Origin of the sequence: Mesorhizobium sp. M3A.F.Ca.ET.080.04.2.1 (genome assembly GCF_003952525.1) — a bacterium.
GTDB lineage: Bacteria > Pseudomonadota > Alphaproteobacteria > Rhizobiales > Rhizobiaceae > Mesorhizobium.
This window is the reverse complement of record NZ_CP034451.1, coordinates 1266482-1291983: the sequence shown is the minus strand read 5'-3', so window position 1 is coordinate 1291983 and position 25502 is coordinate 1266482. Positions and strand designations below refer to the sequence as shown.

At 64.4% G+C, this 25502-nt stretch carries 26 protein-coding genes; 8 read left to right on the top strand and 18 right to left on the bottom strand.

Annotation, left to right across the window (positions count from 1 at the left end; translation table 11 throughout):
- Positions 1 to 57 precede the first annotated feature (57 nt).
- Complete coding sequence (locus tag EJ074_RS06255; protein WP_095808959.1) at positions 58 to 243, bottom strand: hypothetical protein; 186 nt, start codon at positions 241 to 243, stop codon at positions 58 to 60.
- A gap of 267 nt (positions 244 to 510) precedes the next feature.
- Here EJ074_RS06255 and EJ074_RS06250 point away from each other — a divergent pair, with 267 nt between their 5' ends.
- Entirely contained in the window at positions 511 to 2190 is a 1680-nt protein-coding gene (locus EJ074_RS06250; RefSeq protein WP_245454799.1) for an RNA-directed DNA polymerase, read from the top strand.
- Between the two features lie 58 nt (positions 2191 to 2248).
- A complete protein-coding gene (locus EJ074_RS06245; protein ID WP_245420634.1) occupies positions 2249 to 2932 on the top strand; it encodes a hypothetical protein in 684 nt (227 codons plus the stop codon).
- Positions 2933 to 2950: 18 nt separating this feature from the next.
- On the opposite strand, the gene EJ074_RS06240 is transcribed toward EJ074_RS06245, so the two are convergent.
- The 9 genes from EJ074_RS06240 to EJ074_RS06200 form a co-directional block, all read right to left on the bottom strand.
- Positions 2951 to 3196: a MoaD/ThiS family protein gene (locus EJ074_RS06240; RefSeq protein ID WP_095808906.1), complete on the bottom strand. Its 246-nt coding sequence runs from the start codon at positions 3194 to 3196 to the stop codon at positions 2951 to 2953.
- 105 nt (positions 3197 to 3301) lie between these two features.
- A complete protein-coding gene (locus tag EJ074_RS06235; RefSeq protein WP_095808961.1) occupies positions 3302 to 5566 on the bottom strand; it encodes a xanthine dehydrogenase family protein molybdopterin-binding subunit in 2265 nt (754 codons plus the stop codon).
- A 5-nt stretch (positions 5567 to 5571) separates the two neighbouring features.
- Entirely contained in the window at positions 5572 to 6045 is a 474-nt protein-coding gene (locus tag EJ074_RS06230; RefSeq protein ID WP_095808907.1) for a (2Fe-2S)-binding protein, read from the bottom strand.
- Entirely contained in the window at positions 6045 to 6905 is an 861-nt protein-coding gene (locus EJ074_RS06225; protein ID WP_095808908.1) for a xanthine dehydrogenase family protein subunit M, read from the bottom strand. Before EJ074_RS06225 ends, EJ074_RS06230 begins: the two co-directional genes overlap by 1 nt.
- 306 nt (positions 6906 to 7211) lie before the next feature.
- Positions 7212 to 8315 carry a hypothetical protein gene (locus tag EJ074_RS06220; protein WP_095808909.1) on the bottom strand — a complete coding sequence of 368 codons (1104 nt, stop codon included), beginning with the start codon at positions 8313 to 8315 and terminating at the stop codon, positions 7212 to 7214.
- Between the two features lie 95 nt (positions 8316 to 8410).
- The gene (locus tag EJ074_RS06215) at positions 8411 to 9727 is read right to left on the bottom strand and encodes an HlyD family type I secretion periplasmic adaptor subunit (RefSeq protein WP_095808910.1); all 1317 of its coding nucleotides are present in this window, start codon (positions 9725 to 9727) and stop codon (positions 8411 to 8413) included.
- Between the two features lie 3 nt (positions 9728 to 9730).
- Entirely contained in the window at positions 9731 to 11488 is a 1758-nt protein-coding gene (locus EJ074_RS06210; RefSeq protein WP_245420636.1) for a type I secretion system permease/ATPase, read from the bottom strand.
- 11 nt (positions 11489 to 11499) lie between these two features.
- Positions 11500 to 12924 carry a family 16 glycosylhydrolase gene (locus EJ074_RS06205; RefSeq protein WP_095808911.1) on the bottom strand — a complete coding sequence of 475 codons (1425 nt, stop codon included), beginning with the start codon at positions 12922 to 12924 and terminating at the stop codon, positions 11500 to 11502.
- A 211-nt stretch (positions 12925 to 13135) separates the two neighbouring features.
- Positions 13136 to 13390 carry a hypothetical protein gene (locus EJ074_RS06200; RefSeq protein WP_128276691.1) on the bottom strand — a complete coding sequence of 85 codons (255 nt, stop codon included), beginning with the start codon at positions 13388 to 13390 and terminating at the stop codon, positions 13136 to 13138.
- Positions 13391 to 13759: 369 nt separating this feature from the next.
- Here EJ074_RS06200 and EJ074_RS06195 point away from each other — a divergent pair, with 369 nt between their 5' ends.
- Entirely contained in the window at positions 13760 to 14866 is a 1107-nt protein-coding gene (locus EJ074_RS06195) for a glycosyltransferase family 4 protein (protein WP_165349870.1), read from the top strand.
- Positions 14867 to 14987: 121 nt separating this feature from the next.
- Here the strand turns inward: EJ074_RS06195 and EJ074_RS06190 are convergent, their stop codons facing one another.
- Together EJ074_RS06190 and EJ074_RS06185 are read right to left on the bottom strand one after the other, a co-directional pair.
- Positions 14988 to 16100 carry a hypothetical protein gene (locus tag EJ074_RS06190; protein ID WP_095808914.1) on the bottom strand — a complete coding sequence of 371 codons (1113 nt, stop codon included), beginning with the start codon at positions 16098 to 16100 and terminating at the stop codon, positions 14988 to 14990.
- A gap of 151 nt (positions 16101 to 16251) precedes the next feature.
- Positions 16252 to 17043 (bottom strand): pyrroline-5-carboxylate reductase dimerization domain-containing protein, encoded by a 792-nt coding sequence (locus EJ074_RS06185; RefSeq protein ID WP_095808915.1) that lies wholly within the window; start codon positions 17041 to 17043, stop codon positions 16252 to 16254.
- 135 nt (positions 17044 to 17178) lie between these two features.
- Here EJ074_RS06185 and EJ074_RS06180 point away from each other — a divergent pair, with 135 nt between their 5' ends.
- A complete protein-coding gene (locus EJ074_RS06180) occupies positions 17179 to 17418 on the top strand; it encodes a hypothetical protein (protein ID WP_095808916.1) in 240 nt (79 codons plus the stop codon).
- 23 nt (positions 17419 to 17441) lie between these two features.
- Here the strand turns inward: EJ074_RS06180 and EJ074_RS06175 are convergent, their stop codons facing one another.
- Positions 17442 to 18146, bottom strand: a complete 705-nt coding sequence (locus tag EJ074_RS06175) for an SDR family oxidoreductase (protein WP_095808917.1) — start codon at positions 18144 to 18146, stop codon at positions 17442 to 17444.
- A 130-nt stretch (positions 18147 to 18276) separates the two neighbouring features.
- Between EJ074_RS06175 and EJ074_RS06170 the strand changes: the two genes are divergently transcribed.
- Positions 18277 to 19194, top strand: a complete 918-nt coding sequence (locus EJ074_RS06170; RefSeq protein ID WP_176478473.1) for a LysR substrate-binding domain-containing protein — start codon at positions 18277 to 18279, stop codon at positions 19192 to 19194.
- Positions 19195 to 19364: 170 nt separating this feature from the next.
- On the opposite strand, the gene EJ074_RS06165 is transcribed toward EJ074_RS06170, so the two are convergent.
- From EJ074_RS06165 to EJ074_RS06155, 3 genes are all read right to left on the bottom strand, one after another.
- Positions 19365 to 19808, bottom strand: coding sequence for an SRPBCC family protein (locus EJ074_RS06165; RefSeq protein WP_095808918.1), 444 nt, complete (start codon positions 19806 to 19808; stop codon positions 19365 to 19367).
- Positions 19809 to 20067: 259 nt separating this feature from the next.
- Complete coding sequence (dinB, locus tag EJ074_RS06160) at positions 20068 to 21333, bottom strand: DNA polymerase IV (protein ID WP_095808919.1); 1266 nt, start codon at positions 21331 to 21333, stop codon at positions 20068 to 20070.
- A 290-nt stretch (positions 21334 to 21623) separates the two neighbouring features.
- Positions 21624 to 22004 (bottom strand): cupin domain-containing protein, encoded by a 381-nt coding sequence (locus EJ074_RS06155; protein WP_095808920.1) that lies wholly within the window; start codon positions 22002 to 22004, stop codon positions 21624 to 21626.
- A 420-nt stretch (positions 22005 to 22424) separates the two neighbouring features.
- Between EJ074_RS06155 and EJ074_RS06150 the strand changes: the two genes are divergently transcribed.
- Entirely contained in the window at positions 22425 to 22616 is a 192-nt protein-coding gene (locus EJ074_RS06150) for a hypothetical protein (RefSeq protein ID WP_095808921.1), read from the top strand.
- 126 nt (positions 22617 to 22742) lie between these two features.
- On the opposite strand, the gene EJ074_RS29610 is transcribed toward EJ074_RS06150, so the two are convergent.
- On the bottom strand, positions 22743 to 23018 hold the full coding sequence (locus tag EJ074_RS29610; RefSeq protein ID WP_095808922.1) for a hypothetical protein: 276 nt from the start codon (positions 23016 to 23018) through the stop codon (positions 22743 to 22745).
- Positions 23019 to 23383: 365 nt separating this feature from the next.
- On the opposite strand from EJ074_RS29610, the gene EJ074_RS06140 reads away from it, so the two are divergent.
- A complete protein-coding gene (locus EJ074_RS06140; protein WP_095808923.1) occupies positions 23384 to 23617 on the top strand; it encodes a polymerase in 234 nt (77 codons plus the stop codon).
- Positions 23618 to 23830: 213 nt separating this feature from the next.
- Positions 23831 to 24061 (top strand): hypothetical protein, encoded by a 231-nt coding sequence (locus tag EJ074_RS06130; RefSeq protein ID WP_095808964.1) that lies wholly within the window; start codon positions 23831 to 23833, stop codon positions 24059 to 24061.
- A gap of 84 nt (positions 24062 to 24145) precedes the next feature.
- Here EJ074_RS06130 and EJ074_RS06125 read toward each other — a convergent pair whose 3' ends face one another.
- On the bottom strand, positions 24146 to 25363 hold the full coding sequence (locus EJ074_RS06125; protein ID WP_129552834.1) for a pilus assembly protein: 1218 nt from the start codon (positions 25361 to 25363) through the stop codon (positions 24146 to 24148).
- Positions 25364 to 25502: the final 139 nt, after the last annotated feature.

The following is a 25502-nucleotide window of genomic DNA, read 5'->3' as shown; positions in this document are numbered from 1 at the left end:
AGAATGCGTTTCGAGCACGAGGTGCAAACTGAATCGTCGCGGGCTGGTCGCCTGCGCTTACATGTCCAATTCGAGCGGTTCGTGCCCTTGCTTCTCGTGCCAGATGACCTGTCGTAGATCTCGCTTATCGACCTGCTGCCCACAGATCGGGCACAGGTAGAAGCGGCCCTGATCATCGGTCGGATCACCGCCGTGCTTCTTTCCCGTTTTGCTAAGAGGCGGAATACGGGACAGCTTGGTCATAGTTTGCTCTATGTGCCTTCGCGCCTGCGTTGCGCTCAACGGCGGCCTCTATGAAGTGTTCCATACTGCTTTTCAGCAAGCGCTAACGAAACAGTCGTGCGGCCGCACAATTTCTATGTGATCGCCGTTGAGCAGCCGAGACCTCTTGGTTGTAGTCGCAATTCGCTATACCTAATGTCAGCCCTTGGGGACTTGCGTCGCAAACTTACTCGGCGGGCCGACTGGGACGAATCTCACGAGACGTCGCAGCCTCATGCCGACTGCGTGATGGGCTCCCAGCCTGATTTGCGGCGGCTGATGGGCAGAATGGGGGTAAAGATGGAAGTAAAACGAGAGCATTTCTTACAGGCGGCTTTAGAGATCGGTCAGGCTGGCGAGAATGATACGCTGCCATATGATGTAGATGCAGCGTTTATCAAAGATAAGTCGAAAGAGTTGTCCGAAATTTGTTTCACTTTATTCAAGTTCGTTGACGACAAGCCCGAGAAAGAAGCCGTTGCATTCATGAACGAGCTTACGGTCGGCTCTGAACGATTGCTAGCCCCTTCGAGATCTCATGGATTTCGCATTACCACAAAGATCCACCCGTTTTGGAATCTGTACTTGAACGGGCTTGGGCTTGCCATCGCCCAAGCAAACGAAGGAAATCGGAGCCCTCGGGTGCACTCATACCGTCTTGGAGGCCAGAACCCTGAGTTCTTCGATAGAGCGAGATCATGGCGAGCGTACAAGGAGGTTACCCTTGAGGAAAAGGCGCTCCAACAGGAGGGATGTGTCGTTGTTCAGACGGATATCTCAAGTTTCTACGAGCATATATATCACCATCGACTGGAAAATGTTGTCAAAGACCTTGAGAGCAAAGACTCCACCGTGGCGCTGCAGGTCAATCGCATACTGAGTAAATTGGCTGCAGGTCGTTCGTTTGGGTTGCCTGTGGGAGGACAGTGCGCCCGGATTCTTGCGGAGGTGATGATGACGCCAATTGACCTCTCGCTTTCTGATGCAGGCATCGTTTGGCACCGCTACGTCGATGACTTCACCTTGATTTGCAGCTCTCAACAGGACGCTTATAAGGCGCTCTCGGTGCTCTCGCATTCTCTTGCAGATTACGGCCTGTCGCTGAATCGAAGCAAAACTACTATACTGAGTGCAAAGCACTATATTGATTACATTGCTGCTCAACTTAGTGGCGGCGAAGACGCAAGTGTTGCCCTGAGAGAGCTTGATCTGCATTTTGATCCGTATTCCGACATGGCTCGGGGCGAATACGAGCAACTGAAGAAATCTTTCGATGAGATTGACATCCAGTTTTTGCTTGACCTCGAAAAAGAAAAGTCACAACCAGACAGTTTCGTGCTAGCACAAATAGGTCGTGCCCTGAAGTTCCAAGAGCCGGCGGTGGCTGCTCAATTGTGCGCTACATTGCTGGATCCTAAGAATCTTGATTCGTTTAGGGCTTCTTGGTCGAAGATCTTGAGAGGGGTATATTCAGTAAGATCAAATGATGAGTTTAAGGCTGTGTTCGATCATATTGACCAATTGCTTGATGACGTGTTGTCGACAGCATCGCACCTTCTATTGCCTGAGGCAAATATTCTCCACTTCTTACGTGCAATACGATTTAAAAGGACGGAGGTGCGTGGCGCGTTTATTCGGGGTGTCTACGATCATACCTCTTCGCAGTCGGTAAAGCGTGCCTGTATCGACTGCTGGAGGTACTGGCGCGAACGTGCGAGCTTCACCCGTTTGAGAAATCAGTGGCAGAACTTAGGGGCTGATGAGCAGCGGATGCTCTGGCTGGCAGCAGGGAATTTTGGCGACGACGGCGCTCACGCTAGGAGTCAGTTGCGGAGGTCGTTAGGTCAGGTTTGGCGGCTCGGGTTTGAGTCGGCCGGTGGCGCTACCTTTGCATCTTGCTACGAAGATTGGGCGAAAGATGTCGCTTGAACGGCTCCCTCTTCGTGATCCGAGGACTGTAGCGCGGGATATACCGGGGGTACTAGATGTGCTTTTTCCCCGTCTGTCCGGCGGGCTGGTGAGTTCGCTAAACAGAAAAATGTTCTCGTTCTCAGGTATAAAGCCAATATCGGATACGCTCGTTGAGCATAGTAAGCTCCAGAAAGCGATGCTATTTGAGCTCGCAATAGTTCGAGCAGAGGGTATTCTCAGTGGACACAGTGCACCAAGTTGGGAAGATTGCCTCCGGATCGCAACGGAGCGTCAAGCAAAGCACTATGATGCGAAGATCCCAGAAAAACTCGATCAATGGGATGTGTATATAGCAAGCCATGCCGCGCGCAATTTAGTCGCTATGTTGCAGAGGGTTGGACGTCAGAGGCCCGAGGCGCAACTGGAAAGAAGCCCCGTGATCCCAGGGTTGGGCTGGATTGCGTCTGGAGCAGGGGACTTTGCCATCGGAGGGATGCTTGTTGAAGTGAAGCACACCGATAGAAATTTTGTATCTGGGGATTTTAGGCAAATATTAATGTACTGGATTCTGAAGTATTCAGCAGCAATCGACAATGAAGCGGATATTTGGTCGGAATGCTTACTGTTGAATCCAAGAAGAAATGCGGCACTTTTGGTGAAGTTTGACTACCTGCTGCGGTCGGCTTCGGCGAACCTCGGGAGAGTCGAGTTATTTGAGCTTTTGCGCGCGGTGGTTGGCCAAGATCGAGATCATCGATAGGTTGAGGCAGGCCCCCATTCACCCCCCAGCCAACCGCGGCAGCAGAAAAATCTCCGCCCCCGGCGGCAGCTCCTTCCCCCACGTATCCCTATAAATTACCCCGTCGATCGACACCGCAATCCCCCGGTCGATCCAGGGCTCGATGCCGGGATATTGTTCCGAAAGCTTGCGGAACAGCTCCCTGATGTCCTTGGCCTCGATGTCGAGCTTGTCCTTGCCTCCGGCGGCGGCGCTGAGCGAACCCCAGAGCGTGACGGCGACCATCGGACCTAGACCCTCATTGGGGATGGAGCATGTCCGACCTTTTCGGCATCATGCTCCATCCCTTTGTTTTGACGCAATTCCGGACGGAAGACCGCTGGAATGGCTTCAGCCTTCCCGCTCCGCCTCCAGCGCCGCGAGAATCCGCGGCGGCGACATCGGGATGTGGGTCATGCGCACGCCGACCGCGTTCGACACCGCGTTGGCGATCGCCGCCAGCGGCGGCACGATCGAGGTCTCGCCGACGCCGCGCACCCCATAGGGGTGGTTGGGGTTGGGGATTTCCAGGATCTGGGTGTCGATCATCGGCAGGTCGGAGCAGACCGGGATGCGGTAGTCGAGGAAGCCGGGGTTCTGCAGCCGCCCGTCTTGGCCGTAGATATACTCCTCGTTGAGCGCCCAGCCGATGCCTTGCGCCGCACCGCCCTGGTACTGGCCCTCGACATAGGTCGGGTGCACCGCTTTGCCGGCATCCTGCACCACCGTGTAGCGCAGCACTTTTGTGAAGCCGGTCTCGGGGTCCACCTCGATGTCGCAGATATGGGTGGCGAAGGAGACGCCGGCGCCGTCGGCGACGAGCTCGCTATGGCCGGCGATCGGCCCGCCGGTCTTGGCCGCGGCGGCTGCGATCTCCTTCAGCGACAGCTTGCCGAGATTGCCGTGTTTTTCGCCTTTAGCCACAGCGTGGCCCTGTTCCCAGGCGACGTCGTCGACCGGAATCTCCCACATCTGCGCTGCGCGCTCGCGCAGCGTCTTAATCGCATTGCGGGCGGCCGAGATGGTCGCCATCGAGGAGGAGAAGGTGCCGCGGCTGCCGTCGGTCATGTCGTTGTAACCGAGGGAGGACGTGTCGGCGACCACCGCCTTGACCTGGGCATAGTCGATGCCGAGCTCCTCCGCCGCCACCAGCGACAGCGACGCGCGCGAGCCGCCGACGTCGACCGTGCCGACGGCGAGCGAGACCGAGCCGTCCATGCCGATGTTCAGGTCGGTGCAGGTCTGGCCGCCGAAGTTGAACCAGAAGCCGCAGGCCATGCCGCGCCCCTGGTTTGCCTTCAGCGGCGCCTTCATGTGCGGATGCTGCTTCACCGCCTCGAGCGTCGGCCCGATGCCGATCGGGCCGTAGACCGGGCCATAGGAGGAGCGTGTGCCTTCCTGGGCGGCGTTCTTGATGCGGAACTCGACCGCATCCATGCCGATCTCCTTGGCGAGCTCGTCGATCGCGCTCTCCACCGCGAAGGCCGCCATCGGCGCCGACGGCGCGCGATAGGCCGCGGTCTTCGGCCGGTTGACCAGCACCTCGTAGCCGACGGTCTTGACGTTCTCGAGCTTGTAGCAGGCGAACGCCGTCATGGCGCCGATCTCGGCCCACATGCCGGCATAGGGGCCGCAGCTGTAGCGCAGCGTCGCTTCCGCCGCGGTGATCGTGCCGTCCTTCCTGGCGCCGATCCGAACGTCGATCGAGGTGGCGCTGGTCGGGCCGGAGGCGCGGAACACCTCGTCGCGGGTCATCACCAGCTTCACCGGGCGGCCGGCTTTGCGCGACAGCGCGAGCGCCACCGGCTCGGCCCAGACATGGGTCTTGCCCCCAAAGCCGCCGCCGATCTCGGAAGAGGTGACGCGCAGCTTGGAGACCTCGATGCCGAGCAGCTGGGCGCAGTGCTGGCGGTAGACGAAATGGCCCTGGGTGCAGACCCACAGATCCGCGGTGCCGTCCGGGTTGACGCTGCCGACGCAGGCATGCGGCTCGATATAGCCCTGATGCGTCTGCTCGGTCTTGAACGAGCGCTCGACGACGAAATCGGCCTGGGCGAAGCCGGCATGGGTGTCGCCATGGCCGAACTGGCTGCGCTTGGTGACGTTGGAGGCCTTGGCGGGCTTTTCCTCGGCACCCTCGGTGAAGACCGTGTCGTTGATCACCGGTGCGGTGTGCTTCATCGCCTCGTCGACATCGGTGACATGCGGCAGCACCTCGTAGTCGACCTCGATCAGCTTCAGCGCCTGGCGGGCTATGCGGGCGTCTACCGCCGCGACCGCGGCCACCGCATGGCCGTCATAGAGCGCCTTCTTGCGCGCCATGCAGTTGTCGAGGATGTCGTACATGGCGGCATCGCCATCTGTGAGGTCGGGCAGGTCCTTCGCCGTGATCACCGCCTTCACGCCGGCGAGCTTCTCCGCCTTCGAGGTGTCGATGTTCCTGATCACCGCATGGGCGTGCGGGCTTCTCAAGATCCGGCCGACCAGCTGGCCGGCCATGTTGAAGTCGGCGCCGTAGCGGGCGCGTCCCGTCACCTTGTCGACGCCGTCGGGGCGGATCGGGCGCGTGCCGACGGAGGTGAAATTGCGTCCCGAGTATCGCGGATCGAAGTTCATCGTCATCAACCCTTCATCACGGCGGCCGCGTCCTGAACGGCGCGCACGATCTTGTCATAGCCGGTGCAGCGGCAGAGATTTCCCGCCAGCCCGAAGCGGATCTCCTCCTCGGTCGGGTCGGGGTTCTTGGCCAAGAGGTCCTTGGCCGCGATCAGGAAGCCGGGCGTGCAGATGCCGCATTGCAGCGCTGCATGCTCGAGGAACTTCTGCTGCAGCGGGTGCAACTGGTCGCCCTGAGCCATGCCCTCGATGGTCTCGATCTGACGGCCTTCCGCCTCCGCGCCGAGCACCAGGCAGGAGCACACCAGCCGGTCGTCGAGGATGATGCTGCAGGCGCCGCAGTCGCCGGTGCCGCAGCCTTCCTTGGCGCCGGTGAGGCCCAACCGGTCGCGCAGCACGTCGAGCAGCGTCTCGTCGGGCTGGCACAGATACTCGACGTGGTCGCCGTTGATTGTCGTTGAAACCGCTACGCCGGCCATCACTTGCCTCCTGCACGCTTATAGGCGGTGGTGGCGGCACGCGTGGCCAGCACACCCGCAACTTTTCGTCTGAAATGGATGGTGCCGCGCTTGTCGTCGATCGGGCGGCAGGCGCCCGAGCAGACCTTGGCCAGCCGCTCCAGCGTCGCCTGGTCGAGCTTCGAGCCGACCAGGATCTCGGCCGCCTCTTCGACCAGAAGCACCGTCGGCGCGGCGGCGCCCAGCGCCACGCGGGCCGATTTCACCACGCCCGCATCGTCGAGCGTCAGGTTCACCCCGGCGCTGACCACGGCGATGTCCATCTCGGTGCGCGGAATGAAGCGCAGATAGGCGTCGCCCGCATTTGGCGGCCGCTTGTCGAGCAGGATCGCCTCGACGATCTCGCCCTTGGCGAGCGAGGTCCGGCCCGGTCCGGTCGGCACGGCCTCGACCGCGATGGTGCGCCTGCCAGACGGCCCGACGACCACGGCCTTCGCACCCGCCGCCACCAGCGCCGGCACGCTGTCGGCGGCCGGCGAGGCGTTGCACAGATTGCCGACGATGGTGCAGCGTCCCTGCACCTGCTTGGAGCCGATCAAATTGGCCGCCTCGACCACGCCCGGCCAGGCCGCCTTGAGCGCCTTGTTCTCGCCCAGCGCCGCGCAGGGCACCGCGGCGCCGATGCTGAAGCCGTCTGCCGTCTGCTTGATTTCGCTCAGGCCCTCGATCGCCTTGATGTCGACGATCAGCTCGGGCTCGATGAAGCCACCCTTCATCCTCACCAAGAGGTCGCTGCCTCCGGCCAGAATGGCTGCCGTGCCGGTTGATCCGGCCAAAAGGCCGGCGGCATCTTCTATTGAATGCGGACGTATGTAGCGCATCGTCTCCCCATGATTATCGGAAATCTCGGCACCGTTATAAAGCCTCTGCTCATAATGGCCATCCCGCTTTTGCATGTGCGGGTTGGGCCAGAGCCGGCGAATCCTGTCCCAGAGGGGGCCGGGCAGGGGGCCAGGGCTTTGCTCATATGGATTCTTACGAAGGTTGAGCCCGCCCTAAAATGAAGATTCTTACGAGGATTGACCCCACCCCTAGTGCCGCGCCAACGCTTCCGAATATTCATATGCCTTGGGGCAGAGGCCAGGGGAACGACATTCGCCGGCGCAAACCTCGTCGGGCTGGCCGCTTCAGCCGCGTCCCTGCAATGCGGTTCGCCGCCATTGCCGGAAGCGTCGCTCCCAGCGCCGCAAGGCAGCGTTGACCGAGGGCCGCGGCAACGGCCGCGACGGCATGGACGAGGCGACCAGCCGCTCGCCGAGCACCGCGGCGACGGTCGCATAGGACCGCAGCCGATGCACGGCGCCGACGCTTGCAAGGTCGATGTGGCGGGCCGGATGCGCGGCGACGCTGGCGATCGTCTCGCGCCAGCCGGGCAGGTTGGCCAGCAGCGGTCCCGGCGCAAGATCGCTGTTTCGGTATGGCCAGGCCGCCGAATAGACCGCCGGGATGCCGTGGCCGAGGAAATCGACCGCCTTGATGTCGGATTTTGAATCGATGAAGGCCTGGTGACGCTCCGAATGCACCGGCAGCGGCGCGACCGCCATCGTCGCCTCGGCCGCGGCGAGAAACCGCCGATACTCGGCGAAAGCCAGCCCCGGTATGTGCTCGAGCTGGCGAAACAGCGACCGGATGCTGTCGGCGAAGCGGCCGACCAGGATCGCCTTCAGGCCGAGCTCGTTCGCCGCCGCCGCAATCGCCTCGGTAAGGCCCGGCGTCTCGGTCTCGATCAGCGGAACATCGCCTGAAACCCAGAGCAGCCGCTTGGCCGGCACGGCCCATCGGCTCGCATCGACGGCGACCGGCTCGAGGCCGTTCGGAACGACGATGCTGCGATCCTGAAAATCGACGCCGGTGGCTTCCGCGAGCTCGCTTGCGAGCTTCTGGTTGGGCGTCGACACGGCCTCCGCATGCGCCAGGCACCAGGCGATCCGGCGGCTGGTCTGCTCCAGCTTGCGTTGCTGGAACGGCCGCCGCGGAAGCAGGTCGTCAATGTCGTAAATGAACGGCAGGCGGCGGCGCGCCAGAAAATCCAATTGCGTCCCGCTGATGTTTCTCTGCGCAATGGCCGCGTTGAAATGGTCGAACCTGCGCTGGCCCATTGGCGCCATGTCGTTGTCGAGCAGGACGTAGTCTGCAATGACTCCGCTCTTGACCAGTGAATCAAGCAAAGGCGCCAGACGTATCTGCCCGATGTCGGGATCGCTGGCGAGAACAGCTACGTTGATGCTCATTGTTGCCAGCTGCGTCGGGTTGGCTCTGTCGAATCTGGCGGATTGTTAGCAGGGCGCAGCCGGTTTGTCTTCGGCTGCGCGAGCGTTGTTGCCGCTCATCTTTCGGTGAACGCCCGCGCGAAGGAATCGAGCATCGGCCGCGCCAGATACTCGAAGAAAGTCCGCTCGCCGGTGCTGATGAAAGCCTCCACCGGCGTTCCCGGATAAAGCTGCTCGGCCTTCACGCCTGCCGGCAGCCGGTCCGCGATCTTCAGCCTGGCGCGGAAATAGGGCTCGTGCGTGGTCTGGTCGACCAGCCGGTCGGCGGAGATCTGCGTCACCGTGGCCGACATCTCCGGCGTCAGCCGCATGTTGAGCGCCGACAGCCTGAGTTTGGCCGGCTGGCCGACGCGCACCTGGTCGACATCCTTCGGCCGCAGCTTGGCATCGACGACCAGCCCCGCTGCCGTGGGCAGGATCTCCATGATCTTTTCGCCCGCGCCGATCACGCTGCCCGCCGAATTGTAGGTCGACGACACCACGATGCCGGCCGCCGGCGCCGTGATCGTGGTGCGGGCAAGCACGGCCTGAGCGGCCCGCCTCTGCTCCTCGATGTCGGCGAGGTTGGTGCGGACCTCGTCGAGCTTGGTCAGCGCTTCCTCGACGCGCTGCGTGGTCAGCCGCTCGGTCTGCTGCTCGGCCTCGATGATCTGCGTGTTGGCCGCGGCAAGATTTGCCTCCAGCGCGCCGGCCTGGCCGACGAGGTCGGCCTCTGAGCGCAGGAGCTGCGAATATTCGGTGCGGTTGGTCAGGCCCTTGTCGAGCAGGCTGGTCTTGATGCCGAGCTCCTTCTTGACGACGTCCGATTGCTGCTGGATGGCGAGCTTCTGGGCGTTCAGGCCCTGCACCGACTCGCGATGCATGGCGACCCGCTGCGCCAGGATCGACTGTTCGGAGCGGAAGCGGGCGAGCCTGGCGTCGAACTCCTTCTGCTGTTCGCGGATGAGGGCCTGGAATTCCTGCTGGAAGGGCGCCGGCGCGGCCTGGCTGATCGGCGCCAGCCTGTCCAGCCCGTCGCGCTCCGCCTCCAGCCGCGCCGCGCTTGCCGTGAGCGCGATCGACTGTCTGGTCAGCCGGTTGAGGTCCGCCTCGGCCGCCGTCCGGTCGAGCAGGACCAGCGGCTGGCCCTGCCGCACGCGGTCGCCCTCATGCACCAGCAGTTGCTGGATGATCCCGCCCTCGCGATGCTGGATCAGGATGTTGCCGCCCGTCGCCGCGATCGTGCCTTGCGTGATCACCGCGCCCGAGAGCGGCGCGAGGGCCGCCCAGTAGCCGAAGCCGCCGGCCAGCAGCGCTATCGCCGCATATCCGGTCAATGCCACGCGGCGGAAGTCGGTGCGCGGCTGGCGGTCCCAGGCGAGGCTCTGTTCCATCGCCTAAGACCCGAAGCGGATGCTGTGCGCCCGGATGGTCGGCGCGAACGATCCCGTCACCACCGTGTTCGGCTTGGCCGCTGCCGGCTGCCGCAGCACCTCGGCGCTGGCGCCGAAGGCTTCGATCACGCCGCCGCGCAGCAGCATCACGCGGTCGCAGGCGGCTGCAATCGCGGGGCGGTGCGTGATGACGATGGTCGTCACCCCGGCGGCGCGCGCCGCGGCAAGCACCGCTTCCAGCGCCGCCTCGCCGCTGCCGTCGAGATGCGTGCTGGGCTCGTCGAGCACCAGGATGCGCGGATTGCCGTAGAGGGCGCGCGCCAGCCCGATGCGCTGGCGCTCGCCGCCCGACAGCGCGCCTGACGCGCCGATCATGGTCTGGTAGCCGTCGCGCAGCGCCAGGATCAGCTCGTGCGCCTCTGCCCGCTTTGCCGCCTCGACGATCGCGCCGTCCTGCGCTGCTGGGTCGAAGCGGGCGACGTTTTCCGCGATCGATCCGGGAAAGAGCTCCACCTCCTGCGCCAGATAGCCGATCTGCCGGCCAAGCTGGTTTTCGTCCCAGGTTCTAAGCTCGGCGCCGTCGATGCTGACCGAGCCGCCGCTCGGCTGCAGCGCGCCGACCAGCAGCCGCGCCAGCGTCGATTTGCCGGCGCCGCTCGGACCGACGATCGCCACCGCTTCGCCTGCGCGAATGGCGAAGTTCAGGCGCTTGAGGATGGGCTCGGTGCCGAAACCCGCATTCGGCGCGAGGAAGAACAGGTCCTGCACCGCAATTGCGCCGCTCGGGTCGGGGAGAGCGAGCTTGCGCGCTTCCGCCGGTTGCGCCGCCAGCGCGGCCTGCAGCCGCGTCCACGCCCGCCTGGCATCGACGATCTGCCGCCAGGACCCGATCAGCTGGTCGAGCGGCTGCAGCGCGCGCGACGACACCAGCGAGGACGCGAAGATCATGCCCGCCGTCATCTGCCCTTCCAGCACCAGCCAGGCGCCGGCGCCGAGGATCGCCAGCTGCAGCACCATGCGCAGTGCCCGCGATGCGCCGCTGAAGACAGCGTTGGCGCCGGCGGAGCGGTCGTGCAGGGCGAGCGCTTCCGCCACCTGCCGTCCCCAGACCCGCGCGGCATTCTCGACCATGCCCATGGCGCGCAGCGTCTCGGCATTGCGGGCAAAGGCCTGCTCCGCCTGGCTGGCGACGGCCGAGCGCTCCAGGGCCAAGGCGTCGTTCCTGCCGATGGCAAGCTGGTTGGCCACGACCAGGAGCAGCAGGAGCACCGCACCCGCCAGCGTCAGCCAGAACAGCACCGGGTGGATGAGATAGAGCAAGGCGAGGAAGACGGGTCCGAAGGGGAGGTCGAACAGCACCGCCACCCCGCGCGACCTGATGAAGGCGCAGACCGAGGCCAGGTCGCGCAGCGGCGACAGGCCGCCGGCATGTCTGGCGCCGAGCGAGGCGGCGAATGTCGTCGCGCCCAGTCTCCGGTCGACGGTGGCCGCGACGCGCTGCGCGTAGATGGCGCGAACCGCGTCCAGCAGCCCGAGAAAGGCGAGCGCTGCAACCGCGATCGCCGACAGGTAGATCAGCGTCTCGAGGCTGGAGGAGGGCAGGACGCGGTCATAGACCTGCAGCAGGTAGAGCGGGATCACCAACAGCAGGATGTTGATCAGCAGCGAGAACAGGCCGAGATCGGCGACGGCGCGCCGGAACACCGGCCGCAGGCCGGGCGGCCTCGACAGTCCCGCAAGCTCTTGGCAGCGCTGGTCCATTGCGCCGCTGCCTAGGCCGTGGGTTCGCCCGCTATGCTGACATGGGCCTGCTGCAGATCGTCCAGCGTGTAGGCGTGGATATAGTCGATCTTCATCTGCGCCGGCGTGGCCAGATGATCGGGCGGCACGCCGGCCTGGCCGCCGATCGCAAGATCGACCAGCATGTACATCGGCTTGTGCATGTCGGAGGGCGTCGCCGCTTCCGCGACCTGCACGCCGTCATAGGTCCAGACGAGCTTGTCCGGCGTCCACAAGAGGCCATAGGTGTGAAAGCCGTCGGTGTCGGAGACGTTCACCGTCGACCCGATCTTGGTATGCGTTCCCGTCTCGTTGGTGTGCGCGGTCATCAGGAGTTGGTTCGGGTTCTGGCCGTACATTTCCACGACGTCCAGCTCCGGCGGCCACGAGCCGTCTTCCGGCAGCAGCCAGAAGGCCGGCCAGGCGCCGGCGTTTTCGGGCAGGTCGGCCCGCATTTCGAAATAGCCATAGGTCTGCGAGAAGGAGTCGTGGGTGGTCAGCAGGCCCGAGGTGTATTCGTAATTGTTGATGTAGGGCTTGATGTCCGCTGGTGCCTGCGCCGCGGTGATGGTGAGGACGCCGTTGTCGACGTTGAACGGGTGGACCGAGCTCGTCGGCCCGTAATTGGCGTCGATATACCACTGCAGCTCGTTGTTGCCGGTCAAGGTGCTGCCGTTCGGCGCCCCCCACCAGAAGTTGGTATCCCAGGTGCCGGTGTGCCCGTCCGAAAGGCTCAGCGTGTTGAAGTCGTCGGAGAAGGCGAGCGTCATTCCGGACTTGTCGATCGGCAGCTCGAACTGGCTGGCCTGCATCTTGTCGGCGGTCGTGTTGTTGAACACCAGCACCTCGTTCGACCCGAGGTCGAGCAGAAGATTCGTGCCCGCCTGGATCATATGCGCCTTGACGTCGGCGAAGGACGTGAAGTCATAGCCATTGAGGCGCACCGTATCGTCGGCCCCGAAATCGGTGATCAGATCGCTGCCATGGTCTTTGGTGATGATGAAAGTGTCGGCCCCGCCGCCGCCGATCAGCACATCGTTGCCAAGGCCGCCGTCAAAGGTCTGGCTGCCGGAGCCGCCCTTGATGATGTTGTCGATCGAGTTGCCGAACGCGAAGTGGTTGTTGCCGGTGACGACGAGGTTCTCGAAATTGCTGGGAAGCTTGTAGCTCATCCAGGTGTCGATGGTGTCGACGCCCTCGCCGGGCAGCTCGACCGCCCGGTTGATCGTCGAATAGAGGTGGTAGTAGTCGTCGCCCGGGCCGCCATACATGGTGACGTTGACGCTGGTGTCGCCCCAGAAGGAATCGTTGCCGGAGGTGCCGTGCATTTCCGGCCCGGCGCCGGTGGCCGAGAACCAATGGGTGGAAGCGCCGCTATAGGGAAGAGGGACGCCCTTGGCGTTGACGACGGTGGTCATCGGTCGATCCTTCCTCGTGATGCTGGCCCGCGCGATCGGCGGATGCGGGGTTCCACCGGCCGCTTGCGGACCAACTTGCAACTCACGCTATCGTTCCAAGGAATCACCATGGAGTACAGGGAAAAATTTCATTTCATCTATCAATTCTTGCAGATGAATATAATAAGGAAGTCCTAATACACTTAATTGCGCGAATTCTGGTCAATTTTACTCAATATTGTTTGTTTCTGAAAATGTCCTGCCAAAAGATTGGGCAGGTTGTCGCGAGACCGCGCATTTGTTTTCGCGCAGCCTTCTCACCGGAGCGAATCGTCGCCTGCCATGCCTCGTCGCCGATCGCCCAGGCGGCCGATCGCCCAGGCGGCGGCCGATCGCCGGCCTGAGCGTCCGCTCCGGAAACTACAGGCTGAAGCATTACGCACGGCGGGAAGCGCAGGTCGTGGTCGGCAAGGTCTCGCTTCTTCAAGCGCCGCTCGGCGTGCCTTGGGGAATGCCCGTGGTGCTGACCGTGGAACGCCGATAGCGAACCTGTTGCGCGGCGACGTGGGCATGGGCACAAAAATACAAGCCGCGCCGGTGAAGGAGCCGGTTCGTTTTCCGACCTTGAAGCAGATGCTTTTTTAGCGTGCTGCGAATAGTTCCGATCGGGGGACCAGTATACCCGTGACGCTGTCTTGTGGGGCTCACTGTATTGTGCCTTAACAGACATCCGTGCGTGTGTTAGCGCCCCTGCTGCTGGGAGCATTGCGGACCGCGGGAGGCCTCGCGGTTTCGGTTCGGGTGAGCAATTGGAGTAGGGAGCAGTCGAGGCTCCTACATGGCAGGATGGAGCGGCATGGAGATTGCGATCGCAGTCGCGGATCTCGTCAGGGCGGGCGGGGTTGAGCGGGATGCCGCGCGAGTGGCGCGGGTGCTGATCGATCGAGGACACCGCGTGAGACTCTACAGCACGTCGGCGGGGCCACTCGCGGCCGGCATTCCAATCACCATACTGCCGGCGCGGGGTCTGACCAATCATGGCCGGATGGCCGCCTTCGCGAGCGATCTTCAGGGCGCTGTCGATCGCCGCAGGCAGCTGGTCGTCGGATTTCAGAAGCTGACCGGGCTCGATGTGCTCTATTGTGGCGATTGGTGCTTCGCCGAGCGGCGGCGATCGCAGCTGTTGCCGCGCTACCGCGTCATGCGGCAGCTGGAGGAGGCCTGTTGCGGCCCGCGCTCGAACACGGCCCTGCTCATGCTCAGCCAGCCCCAGGCCGATGCCTACCGGCGCGCATGGTCGATCCGGCCCGAACGTATCACGGTTCTGCCGCCCACGCTCGCCCCCCGCCGCATTCTTCCCTCGCTGCCCGACCCCGAGCGGCAGGAATTGCGCCGCTCCCTCGGCATCGAGGAGCGACAGAACGCGTGGCTATGGATCGGCGTGCAGCCACGAACCAAAGGCCTGGACCGCGCTGTCGCCGCGCTTTCCCTGGCGCCGGACGCACTGCTGCTGGTCGCCGGCGTCGATCCCGCGCACAAACGCGCGCGCCGGATGTTCGAGGAGGCCGACAGGCGAGGCTGCCGTGATCGCATTGTCGCCGTCGGCGCGGCCGACCACGCCATGCTCGACAGGCTTTTCGGCGCCTGCGACCTGCTCGTTCATCCTGCCCGCCTGGATGTGACCGGCACGGTCATCGTCGAGGCGCTTGCGGCGGGCGTGCCGGTCGTCACGACGCAGAACTGCGGCTATGCCGCGCATGTCAGCGCCTCGGGTGCCGGCCTCGTGCTTTCACCCGATGCCTCGCCGTCGGCGATCGCCGAGGCCGCGCGTGTCGTGAAGAGCAAGCGGGCGAGCCTCAGCAAGCTGGCGCACGACTATGTCGCGACAACCGAAATGACCACCGGGATCGAGCTCGCCGCCACGAGAATCGAAGAGGTCGCGAGCCGGATGTCCGCTGCCTGAGCCAGTTCCTTTCCGTGTAACGGTCAATTGCTCTAATGCATGTCGCCCAGAAGTGTGCAGCGGTTCTGGGGCAACGACATGCATAAGAGCGAAGACTTAAAGCGCGTCGCCTGAATCCGATTCAGCGCGACGCGCTTTTGCGTCGGGACCGCCGCCATTGCCGTATGCGTTGCTCCCATCCGCGCAGGACGGAGTTGATCGAGGGGCGCGGCAGCGGCCGATAGGGCATGGCGGATCGGGCAAGCTGGTCGCCCAGCATGGTCGCGACGGTCGCGTATGATCGCTGGCGGTGAACGGCCTGCACTTTCGGGCCATCGATGTGCCCGGCGGGATGCCCGGCAACGTCCGCGATCGCCTCGCGCCAGCGATGCGGCTCGTTGGCCACCAGCGGCGCGAGGTCGAGATCGCTGTTCCGGTATGGCCATGCCGCCGAGTAGACCGCGGGAATGCCGTGGCCAAGGAAATCGACTGCCTTGATGTCGGATTTCGAATCGATGAAGGCCTGGTGGCTTTCCGAATGGAAGGGCAAGGGCGCGACGGCAATCGTCCGGCGAAGCGAGGCCAGAAACCTCCGATAGTCCGCGAAGCCAAGTCTCGGGATATAGTCGATCCGGTCGAACAGCGACTTGATGCGATCCGGGAAGCGGCCGATCAGGATCGCCTTCAGGCCGAGTTCGTTCGCGGCGGTGGCAATCGCCTCGGCCAGGCCCGGCGCCTCGGTCTCGATCATCGGAAGGTCGCTGGACACCCAAAGCAATTGCCTGGCCGGGACGGCCCATCCGCTCTCGTCGACCGCGACGGGTTCCAGACCGTTCGGGACGACGATGCCGCGGCCTTGAAGACTTACGCCGGTGGCCTCTTCGAGCTCGATTGCAAGCTTCTGGTTAGGGGTCGATACGGCGTCCGCATGCGCGAGGCACCAGGCGATCCTGCGGCTGGTCTCCTGCTTCTTGCGATGCTGGTGCGCCGGCAGCCGCGGCAGCAGATCGTCGATGTCATAGACGAAACGCAGACGCTGACGCGCCAGAAAACGGAGCTGCGCCCTGCTGACGTTCCGCTGCACGATCACGGCGTTGAAGGCGTCGAAGCCGCGTCGTCCGATGGGAGCCAGGTCGCGGTCCAGCAGCACGTAGTCCGCTATCGCCCCGGCGCGTGTCAGCGCGTCGAGCAAAGGCGCCACACGTATGCGACAGATCTCCGGCTCACTGGCGAGAACGGCTACGTTGATGCCCATTGGGCCTCTGCATGTGTTGGCATTGGCGAGCGGACCCAAATTGGCTTGGTGCTGTGGCCGGCGAAAAGATCTGCACTCGAGACATTGCAGGGGTCACGCCCGACCGGCCCTTGCCGACTTTCAGCCAGGATTTCTGCCTCGGCCTGCCCGCTCACGCCTTGCCCATCGCGATCGACTTTTCGAATGCCGCCGCCAGCCCTTTGGCGACCGCCTCGTCGAACCCCGCTTGCCGCATCGTCTCGATCGCGGCGGCTGTCGTGCCGCGATAGCCGAGGAAGGCTTCGACCGTGTCGGGGGGAGAGGCGTCGTTGAGCTCGAGCAGCCGCCCGGTCCCCGTCAGCACCGTGTTGACGGCGCGGCGCGCGACTTCCGGCGACAGGCCGAAGCCGATCGCGTGCACCATCATCGCGTTCGCCAGCAGGGCCGGGAAGGCGGGACCCGAGCCCGTCAGGCCGGTGAGGTAATCGATGTCGCGCTCGCTCGCCACCTCGTCCTGCAGACCGCAGGCATCGAAGATTGCCCGCACGATGGCGCGGTCCTGTTCGGTGGCCTCGCTGCTCGCGATCCACGGCGTGTAGGATTTTGAGACCTCGGCCGCAGCGTTGGGCAGCGTGCGCACGACCCGGCGCGTGCCGTGCCTGTCGCCGATCTCGGCCAGCCTGATCCCGGCCATCACCGAAATCACCAGCTTGCCTTTGGCATCCAGCCCAAGCGGCGGCCAGTCCTGCGGCCGCACCGAAAGCATGATCACATCGCAACGGTCGGCGAGCGCCTGGTTGTCGTCGGTCCAGAACGCGCCCGGGAAACGCTCCGGCTTCGCGCTCCGGTAGGAGAGGGCGAGACCTTCCGCGCGCACGACTCCGGCTGCCAGCGCCGCGCCCGCAATGGCGCCGCCCAGCCAGCCCGCGCCGCCCACGATGCCCAGCTTGAAAGATGTGCTCATCCTTGCCTCCGTTGCAGCGCCGCACGGTAGCCGTCGGGCAAACAATTTGACAGCGAAAGCGCGCGGCCGGTGCCACGGCCGCTGCCTTACCCAAGGTAAGCAAAATTTCACCAAGCGCTATTAGAAACCGCTCTCATGGATCGCAACAAGAACAACGACCTCTTTGTGCTGATGGCGGCGCTTGCTGCGCTGGCGATCTACAACATCGCCTGCGGCATCAAGACGGGCGAAGTCCGGGGCAGGTTGAATTGGGTCGCGCTCGCCGACGATCCGACACGCTTTTGGAACATCGTGGTCGGCAATTCGATCGTCCTGGTGGCCTCAGTGGTCTTTTTAGGGGTTCTGTGGGCGCTCAATTCCCGCAGACCCGGATGACCTGAGCCGGCGCCCGCTCTACCTCACACCGCCCTCGTTATTCCGCCGTCGACGCGGATGTTCTGGCCGGTGATGTAGGCGGCGCCATCCGAGGCGAGGAAAGCGATCGTCGCGGCGATCTCTTCCGAGGTGCCGTAGCGCTTCATCGGCACACTGTCGCGTCGCGCTTCGGTCTCCGGGAGGCTGTCGATCCAGCCCGGCAGCACGTTGTTCATGCGGATGTTGTCGCCGGCATAGGTGTCGGCAAAGATCCTAGTGTAGGCGGCGAGCCCGGCGCGCGCCACGGCCGAGGTCGGGAAGGCGGCGCTCGGCTCGAACGCCCAGGCAGTCGAGATGTTGATGATAACGCCCGACTTTTGTTTCTGCATCACCGGCGTCACCAGCCGGGTCGGACGCACGGCGTTGAGGAAATAGGTGTCGATGCCCTTGTGCCAGTCCTCGTCGCTGATCTCGATGATCTGCGCCCGCGGCCCATGGCCGGCGCTGTTGACCAGCACGTCGATGCGGCCCCAGCGCTCCAGCGCGCCGTCGGTCAGGCGCTTGAGGTCTTCGTTCGACTGGTTGGAGCCGGTGACGCCGAAGCCGCCGAGCTCCTTGCCCAGCGCCTCGCCCTTGCCGGAGGAGGAAAGCACGCCGACCTTGAAGCCGTCGGCCGCCAGCCGCTTCGCCGCCGCCGCCCCCATGCCGCTGCCGCCCGCCGTCACAAGAGCCACTTTTTCTATCGCCATGTCGCTATCGATTCCTGCCTGTCAAAGGCGAAGAAGCCGCCTTTGCGCTGAAGTTCCTGCTCTGTTATCATGAGCGGATCGATCGCGCGAACCAGTTTCGCTTTTTTTATCCAGTAGAAAAACTACTCGCATGGCGGATGGTATCGGAAGGCTCCCTTCGCTCAACGCGCTCCGCGCCTTCGAGGTGGCGACGCGCCATCTCAATTTCCGGCTTGCCGCCGAGGAACTGCGCGTCACCCAGGGCGCGGTCGCGCAGCAGGTGAGGGGGCTCGAGGCCGAGCTCGGCCTGAAGCTGTTCGAGCGCCAGCCGCGAACGCTGGCGCTGACCGAGGCCGGGCGCGGCTATGTCGCCAATGTGCGGCGCGCCTTCGAGCTGATCGCCGAAGCGACCGAGGCGCTGCGCCCGGAGCCGCAACATATCACCATCAGCGTCACGCCGACCTTTGCCTCGAAATGGCTGATCCCGCGCCTGCCCGACTTCACTGCCGCCCATGCCGACATCGATCTGCGCATCGTCGCCAGCGACCGCATGGCCAATTTCCAGACCGACGCGGTCGATCTTGCGGTGCGGCTCGGGCGGCCGCCCTTCGGGCCTGGCCTCAGCGCCGATCTTCTGTTCGAGCAGGAAATCGTCGCGGTGGCGAGCCCGCTGCTCGTCGAGAAGCTCGGCGTCCCCGACGCCGCGGAAAGGCTTACCCGCTATCCGCTGCTGCACGATTCGCATGGTTTCTGGCCGCGCTACCTGGAGCTGGCTTTCCCCGGCCACGTGCCGACCGCGGCCAAGAACATCCGCTTCAACCAGACCTCGCTCGCCATCGAGGCCGCCATCGCCGGCCAGGGCCTGGCACTCGCCAGCCTCTTCTTCGTCGAGGACGACATCGCATCGGGCCGGCTGGTTCGGCCGATCCCCGCCGTGCTCGCCCCCGGTTCGGATTTCTACGTGGTCTCGCCGCGCAAGCCACGCCATCCGGCTCCGGTCGCGGCGGTGAGCTCCTGGCTCGCCGACTTGGCCGGTCGGGGCGGGTTGAAGCAGCGGCGAAGCGCTTAATCTCCCCCCTCGAGGGGGAGATGGCCGGCAGGCCAGAGGGGGTCGCCGCGCATGGAACGCCAACCTCCATTGCGCAACGAGGCCGAGCCCAGTCGGACCGACCCCCTCTGTCGCCTTCGGCGACATCTCCCCCTCGAGGGGGGAGATCGGCGTCCCGCCATCGCGACCCTCTACTGATTGATCTCGGGCTCGACCAGCCGCGCCAGGTTCTTCAGCGATTCCTGCCAGCCGAGATAGCAGGCCTCGGCCGGAATGGCGTCGGGAATGCCGGCCTGGGTGATGTTCAGCTCGGTGCCGACCGAGACCTTCTTCAGCTCCACGGTCACCTGCATCTCGCCGGGCAGGTTGGGGTCGTCGAACTTGTCGGTGTAGCGCACGAGCTCGCCCGGAACGAGCTCGACATAGTCGCCGCCGAACGAATGGCCGTCGCCCGTGGTGAAGTTGCGGAAGGACATCCTGAACGTGCCGCCGACCTTGGCCTCCAGGTGATGCACCGTGCAGGTGAAACCGTTCGGCGGCAGCCATTTCGCCAGCGCGTCCGCCTCGATGAAGGCGCGGTAGACTTTCTCGGGCCTTGTTGCCAGGACGCGGTGCAGGCAGACAGTGCTTGGCATATCGTTTCTCCTGTTGATTGCCGGTCTATGCTCCAAGGACGAGCGAGGCTTGGCAAGACCGACATGGGGGCGGAATTTTTTGAGTGTACTGCCAGGCGAAAGCGGCGGAGCGCGTGATCTCCCCGCTCGAGGGGGAGATGCCGGGCAGGCCAGAGCGGCCCGACCGGACTCGGCCTGATTGGAGGTCGGCGTTCCACGCGCGAGGACCCCCTCTGACCGCTTCGCGGTCATCTCCCCCTCGAGAGGGGAGATCAAGCGCTCACAGCTCCTTCTCGGCCAGTTCCCTGAATTCGTCCGGCACCGAGCGCGCCGCCTCCAGCGCCGCCGTGCCGTAGCCGACGGCCTGGCGGCCGAAGCGCAGGCGGATCTTGTCGACGGCGCGGTCGGCGCCGAAGCGGGCGAGCCCGCTGCGGCTGCCGGGCTTAAGCTTCTCGTCGGCCAGCCCGAGCGGCAGTTCGAGCTGCAGCTCCGGCGTCTCCTCCAGATGCGAGACCGAGATCGCCAGCAGCGAGATCTCCTTTTCTCGCGCGTTGGCGGCCAGCACGCCGCGCACCAGCTCCTCGGCGATTTCGGCCAGCATGTTGGTTGCCGCTATCGGCTGCTCCAGCGTTACCGAGCGGGTGACCGCGCGCATGTCGGCGAAGCGCACGCGCACCGTCACCGTGCGTCCGGGCCGGTTCTTGGCGCGCAAGCGGCTGGCGACGCGGTCGGCCAGATGCAGCAGCGTCGGCACGAAGACGCTGGGCAGCGCCGGCTTGCGGCCGAGCGCCGACTGCGCACCGGCCGAAATTGCGCGCCGGTGCGTCTCCAGCCGGCGCGGGTCGCGGTTCCAGGCAAGTGCTGCCAGCTTCTGCCCGGCGGCGTGGCCGATCAGCCGCTCCAGCGCGCCGCTATGCGTGCGCGCCAGCTGCCCGATCGTCTCGACGCCGATCTCGGCCAACCTTGCCCTGGTCGCCGGTCCGACGCCCCACATCAGCGACACCGGCAAATCGTGCAGGAACTCGATCTCGGTGCCGGGCTCGACCACCACCAGCCCGTCCGGTTTGGCCACCTGCGAGGCGATCTTGGCGAGATGCTTGGTGCGGGCCACGCCGATCGAGATCGGCAGGCCGAGCTCGGCCTTGACGCGGCGGCGGATGGTCCTGGCGATCTCCTCCGGCGGCCCGAACAGATGCGTGCAGCCGGCGACGTCGGCGAACGCCTCGTCGATCGAGATGCGCTCGACCAGGGGCGTAAAGTCGTCGAGCACCTTGATGGCCGCGTCGCCGAGGCGCTGATACTCGCTGAAGCGGCCGCCGACGAAGATCAACTGCGGACAAAGCTCGCGCGCCTTGCGGCCGGGCATGCCGCCGCGCACGCCGAAAATCTTCGCCTCGTAGGAGGCGGCGAGCACTACGCCGCCGCCGACGGCGATCGGCTTGCCTCTGAGCGACGGGTCGAGCAGTTGCTCGACCGAGGCATAGAAGGCGTCGAGGTCGGCATGCAGGATGGTGGCGGCGCCGGCGGTGGCGTTCGTGGCAGGCATCCCGCGCTCCCGGCTCCATCGCCGCACCGCATCGCAGCATTAGTAGCGACTGTTGCAAGAGGGATATTTACCAGAACATAATGAGAACAAAACCGGTCTGCTTGTCAAGTTGCCGTGTGGCGCCAGCCGTCTTCCCCTTGCGGGGGAGATGTCGCCGAAGGCGACAGAGGGGGTCGTCGCGCGTCAAGCGCCGACCTCCTTCGCCCCCGCAATAGGCCGAGCCCAGTCGCACCGACCCCTTCTGGCCGCTTCGCGGCCATCTCCCCCTCGAGCGGGAGATAACCGGCGCGCTATGCCGGCTTGGCGTATTGCTCGGCGCTCAGGACCTCGATGCATTGGAAAGGCTGGTTGCCTTCCACCCAGGCGTCGTGGCCGGGCGGGATGGTGTAGGACGAGCCGGCCTCGAAGGTCTTTTGCGTTCCGTCGGTCATGCGGATGGTGATCTTTCCGGATACGACATAGCCGACATGCGAGACCTGGCAGCTCTCGGTCTTGACCACCGGCTTCACGCATTCGGACCAGCTCCAGCCGGGCTGCATATTCATTCGTGCCAGGGAGTAGCCCGGCAACCGCACGATCTCGACACGCGTCTTGGCGGGCGAGCGGACCTCGTCGGGATTGTCGTGCGACTTGGACTCCAATTTGCTGACGGTCATTGCGGTTTCGGCCATGGCACTCTCTCCCCTAGCAAAAGCGGCGCCTGACGCAGCGATCGCCGGCGACCGCTGCCCGACTCATACGCCCGCTCATGAGAAATTGCTAATATAGTTGGGGAGCGTCACGGCTCCTCTCAATTTTTTGATTGCATCTTATCCGAAGTTAATGCGCAATCGGATTGTTCGATGCTTTCCTGGCCCTCGCGCTGGCACGACGATGGTTGAGGGACCATCCGTTCCCGCCCGAAAGGGAGGATTCGATGCACCCTCGACGAACAGTCTGGGCGACACCGTCGCAGCCCACGCAATCCCCGATCAGGACGATCCCGAACTTGGTCGGGCGCGCGCCGCGCGTCAGGCCGGGCGAGACGTAGCCGGGCGGGGGAAAAGACCATTGGGCGCAGGATAATCAACGAACAACCTGGGAGGAAACCGATGCTTCATGAGGCTCCGAAAACGGATGCCCGTCCGCCGGTCATTGCTGCCCGGCGGGCTCCGCCGGCGCTGCGCCAGTGCTGCGACAACTACATTTGCCCCACCTGCAGCCAGGTGGTCGAACTGACCGATTTCCGCCAGGTGGTCTGGCATCAGCAGCCCGGCCATCAACCCATGCAATTGGAGGACTGATCGGGCCGAGTGCGGGAAGGCTGCCCGGACGTTTCTGTTGCGAAAAAAGGGCCCGCGCTCGAGGCGCGGGCCGAGTTTGAGTAGCCGGTATATCAACGCAACCCGGCACGATTGGTTGCGCCGCTATCAGCCGCCGTTGGCCGGTGCTGGTGCCGGCGCCGGTGCAGGCGCGGCCGGGGCTGGCGCCGGGGTGGTCGTCGGCGCGGAAGGCGTCTCCACCTTGGGCGCCTCGACCTTCGGCGTGTCGAGCTTGACATTGACGTCTGTCGAGCCGCCGCCGCCACCGCCGATATTGATGACGCCGGTGAAGAACAGCAGCACCAGGATCGCGACGATGGCGAGCACGACCGCGATGGCAGTGCCGCCGCTCCCGCTGTTCACAACTGTAGGTCCGTCGGCCATGACTTCCTCTCCTTTTGCCGATTTCGATGCTGGCCAACGGAGCCAAAGGATGATTGTTCCGGCGCTCGGGCCACGGTCCATGGCGCCCCTGGGACTGAAGTCTCACCCTGCGACGCAGAGGCCCGAAATGCCGGATTTGTTGAAACAACCTACGCGGCAAATCATTGGGCCGCAGACCGTCGAGCACAGTCCCTTCATCGGCGGTTGACCACGAGGTGCCCGCCATTTCCTGCGATATGGCGGGCATCTCCTCACAGCATTTGCGGCCGGGCGCAGTCGCTTCGTGTCGCGGAAATGCGGCTAAAACAGATGGTTAGAGCCGGATGCCGATGTCGATTTGAGGCATCCTGCGTCAGGAGCGCTCCATGCAACCGGGCGAAATGATCGCGAACGCCTTCGCCGTTCTCCTGCTGGCGGGATTGATCGCCGGCATCTTTCTCGCCTTCGGCAGGCCGCTCTGGCCGGAGCCCGGCGCGCAGATGGTGGTCCTGCTTCCCGTCGATCCGTCGACGACCGGCTCCATGCGCCAGTCCTGCATGGAACCGTGCCTGCCGTTCCACTTCGATCTCAGCCATGCGCCGGCGCGGCCGCAGCGCTAAAAGCGCCTCGCGCTGACACGGATCCAGGCGATACGCTTTGGGTCTTTGTTTTTATGCATGTCGTTTTCGCAAAACCGCTGCACACTTTCGCGCGACATGCAGTGATGCACGTCGCCCGGAACCGCTGCGCATTTCCGTGACCGCGACGCGCGGGAACCGCTTCGCCCATCGCGCCGTTGATTCGCGGAAGGGATGTTGTGGGCGGAGGCCGCCATGGACAACTTCGAACTCATCGATCTTCTCTGCGTCGTCGACGCCTGCGCCAGCGATCGCTCGGCCGGGCGCCTCGTCTCGATGTCCAAGGCAGTCGAGGAACTGCGCGTGCTGACCGGCGATTTCGTCTCCTCGGACGAGGCGGCCGTGAACGCCCTGAGCCAAGTGGCCTTGCAGCGCGGCTGCGCGGTGCTGTTCGACGAACAGCCGGGCGCGGATATCGTGGCGTGACACAACAGACCACGCCGGCGATCTATGTGAGACGATCCGCTCTGGCCGCTTCGCGGCCATCTCGCTCGAGAGGGAGATCAGCGATCACTTGGCCAGCGTGATCATCCGGCTGGCATACATCTCCCGGCTGCCGAGTTCGGCCGCGCAGTCCGACTTGAACGCCGAGTTTCCCGTGATCTGCACCGTGTCGCCGACCAGCCGCAGGCAGCTGCCTTGCGAATTCATGTCGGAGTTGCCGGCATAGGTGATCGTGGCGTCGGGGGCGTAGATGAAACCGCTGATGACCGAGCCGGCTCCGCCGTTCAGCGTCAGCGCCGACGTGTTGCCGTGGGGCTGGTAGATGGTGATGCCGGCATAGGGGCCGGTTGTCATCGGCGACAGGTTTACCTGCTCGTTGGCGTTGATGTAGATCTGCGAGCCTTCCATCAGGAAGAGCGTCACGCCCGCGCCGGTCAGCGTGCCATTGCCGCCGGGCTTCACGCTCACTCCGCGCAGGATGTAGACGCCCGGGTTGAGAGTGATCTTCCCGGTCCAGCTCTTGTCGCAATAGGTGCCCGGCGACAGCGTCACCATCTTGCCGTTGGGCATCGATTTGCAAGTCCCGAGCGCGGGAGGGACGACGTCGGCCAGTGGGTCGAAGGACGCGTACTGGTTCTCCAGCGGCGTGCCGCAGGTGAGCGTGGCGCTGGGCGGTGTCATGCCTTCGGTCTCGCCGACCGTCGAGACGCAGGCGGCGCTGACGACGGCCGAGCCGCCGCGGTTGACGGCGTCCGAGGCGTCGGAGTTGGCGGCGATCACGCAGCCATTCATGGCGACGCTGGTCGTGCCCTGAAAGTTGACGGCATCGTCGGCATGCTCATTGAGCGCCAGCACGCACGCTTCTGCCCCTGGTTTGATCTTGACCGAGGCGGAGCGCGTCGCCTGCCAGTCGGACGCGCTGCTGATAAAGGACGGGCGGCTGATGCTGGACGACAGCGCGATGGTGTAGCCGCTCGGACTGCCGCTCGCCGTCGCCTGGAAGGCCGAGACGCTGCCCGCATACTCCCCGGCGTCGGCGACGCTCATATTCGCCGCGAAGAAGGTCTGGCCGAGCTGCTGCACGTCGCTCGCCGACATGCTGGCCATGTATTTCGTGCCGATGGCGAGGCCGGCCGCATCGAGCGAGTTCTGCAATTGCGCGGCGTCGTCGCTGGTGCCCACCAGGTTGACGGCGCCGGCCACGGCAAGCATCAGCGGCACCGCGGCGACAGCGGTCGCCACCGCGAAGTTGCCGCCCTTCGAAGCCCAGAATTGCGCAAGCATGGAAAGCACCCCTCGCCGGATATGGCAGAGTGATACGTCAGCGGCCTCTACGAGCGATTTCCGAAAAAGTTAAAATGCAAAAAGTCTAAAATATAAATGTTTTCCGTGGTTTGAGCCTTAAGTCCTAGCGGCGATGGGT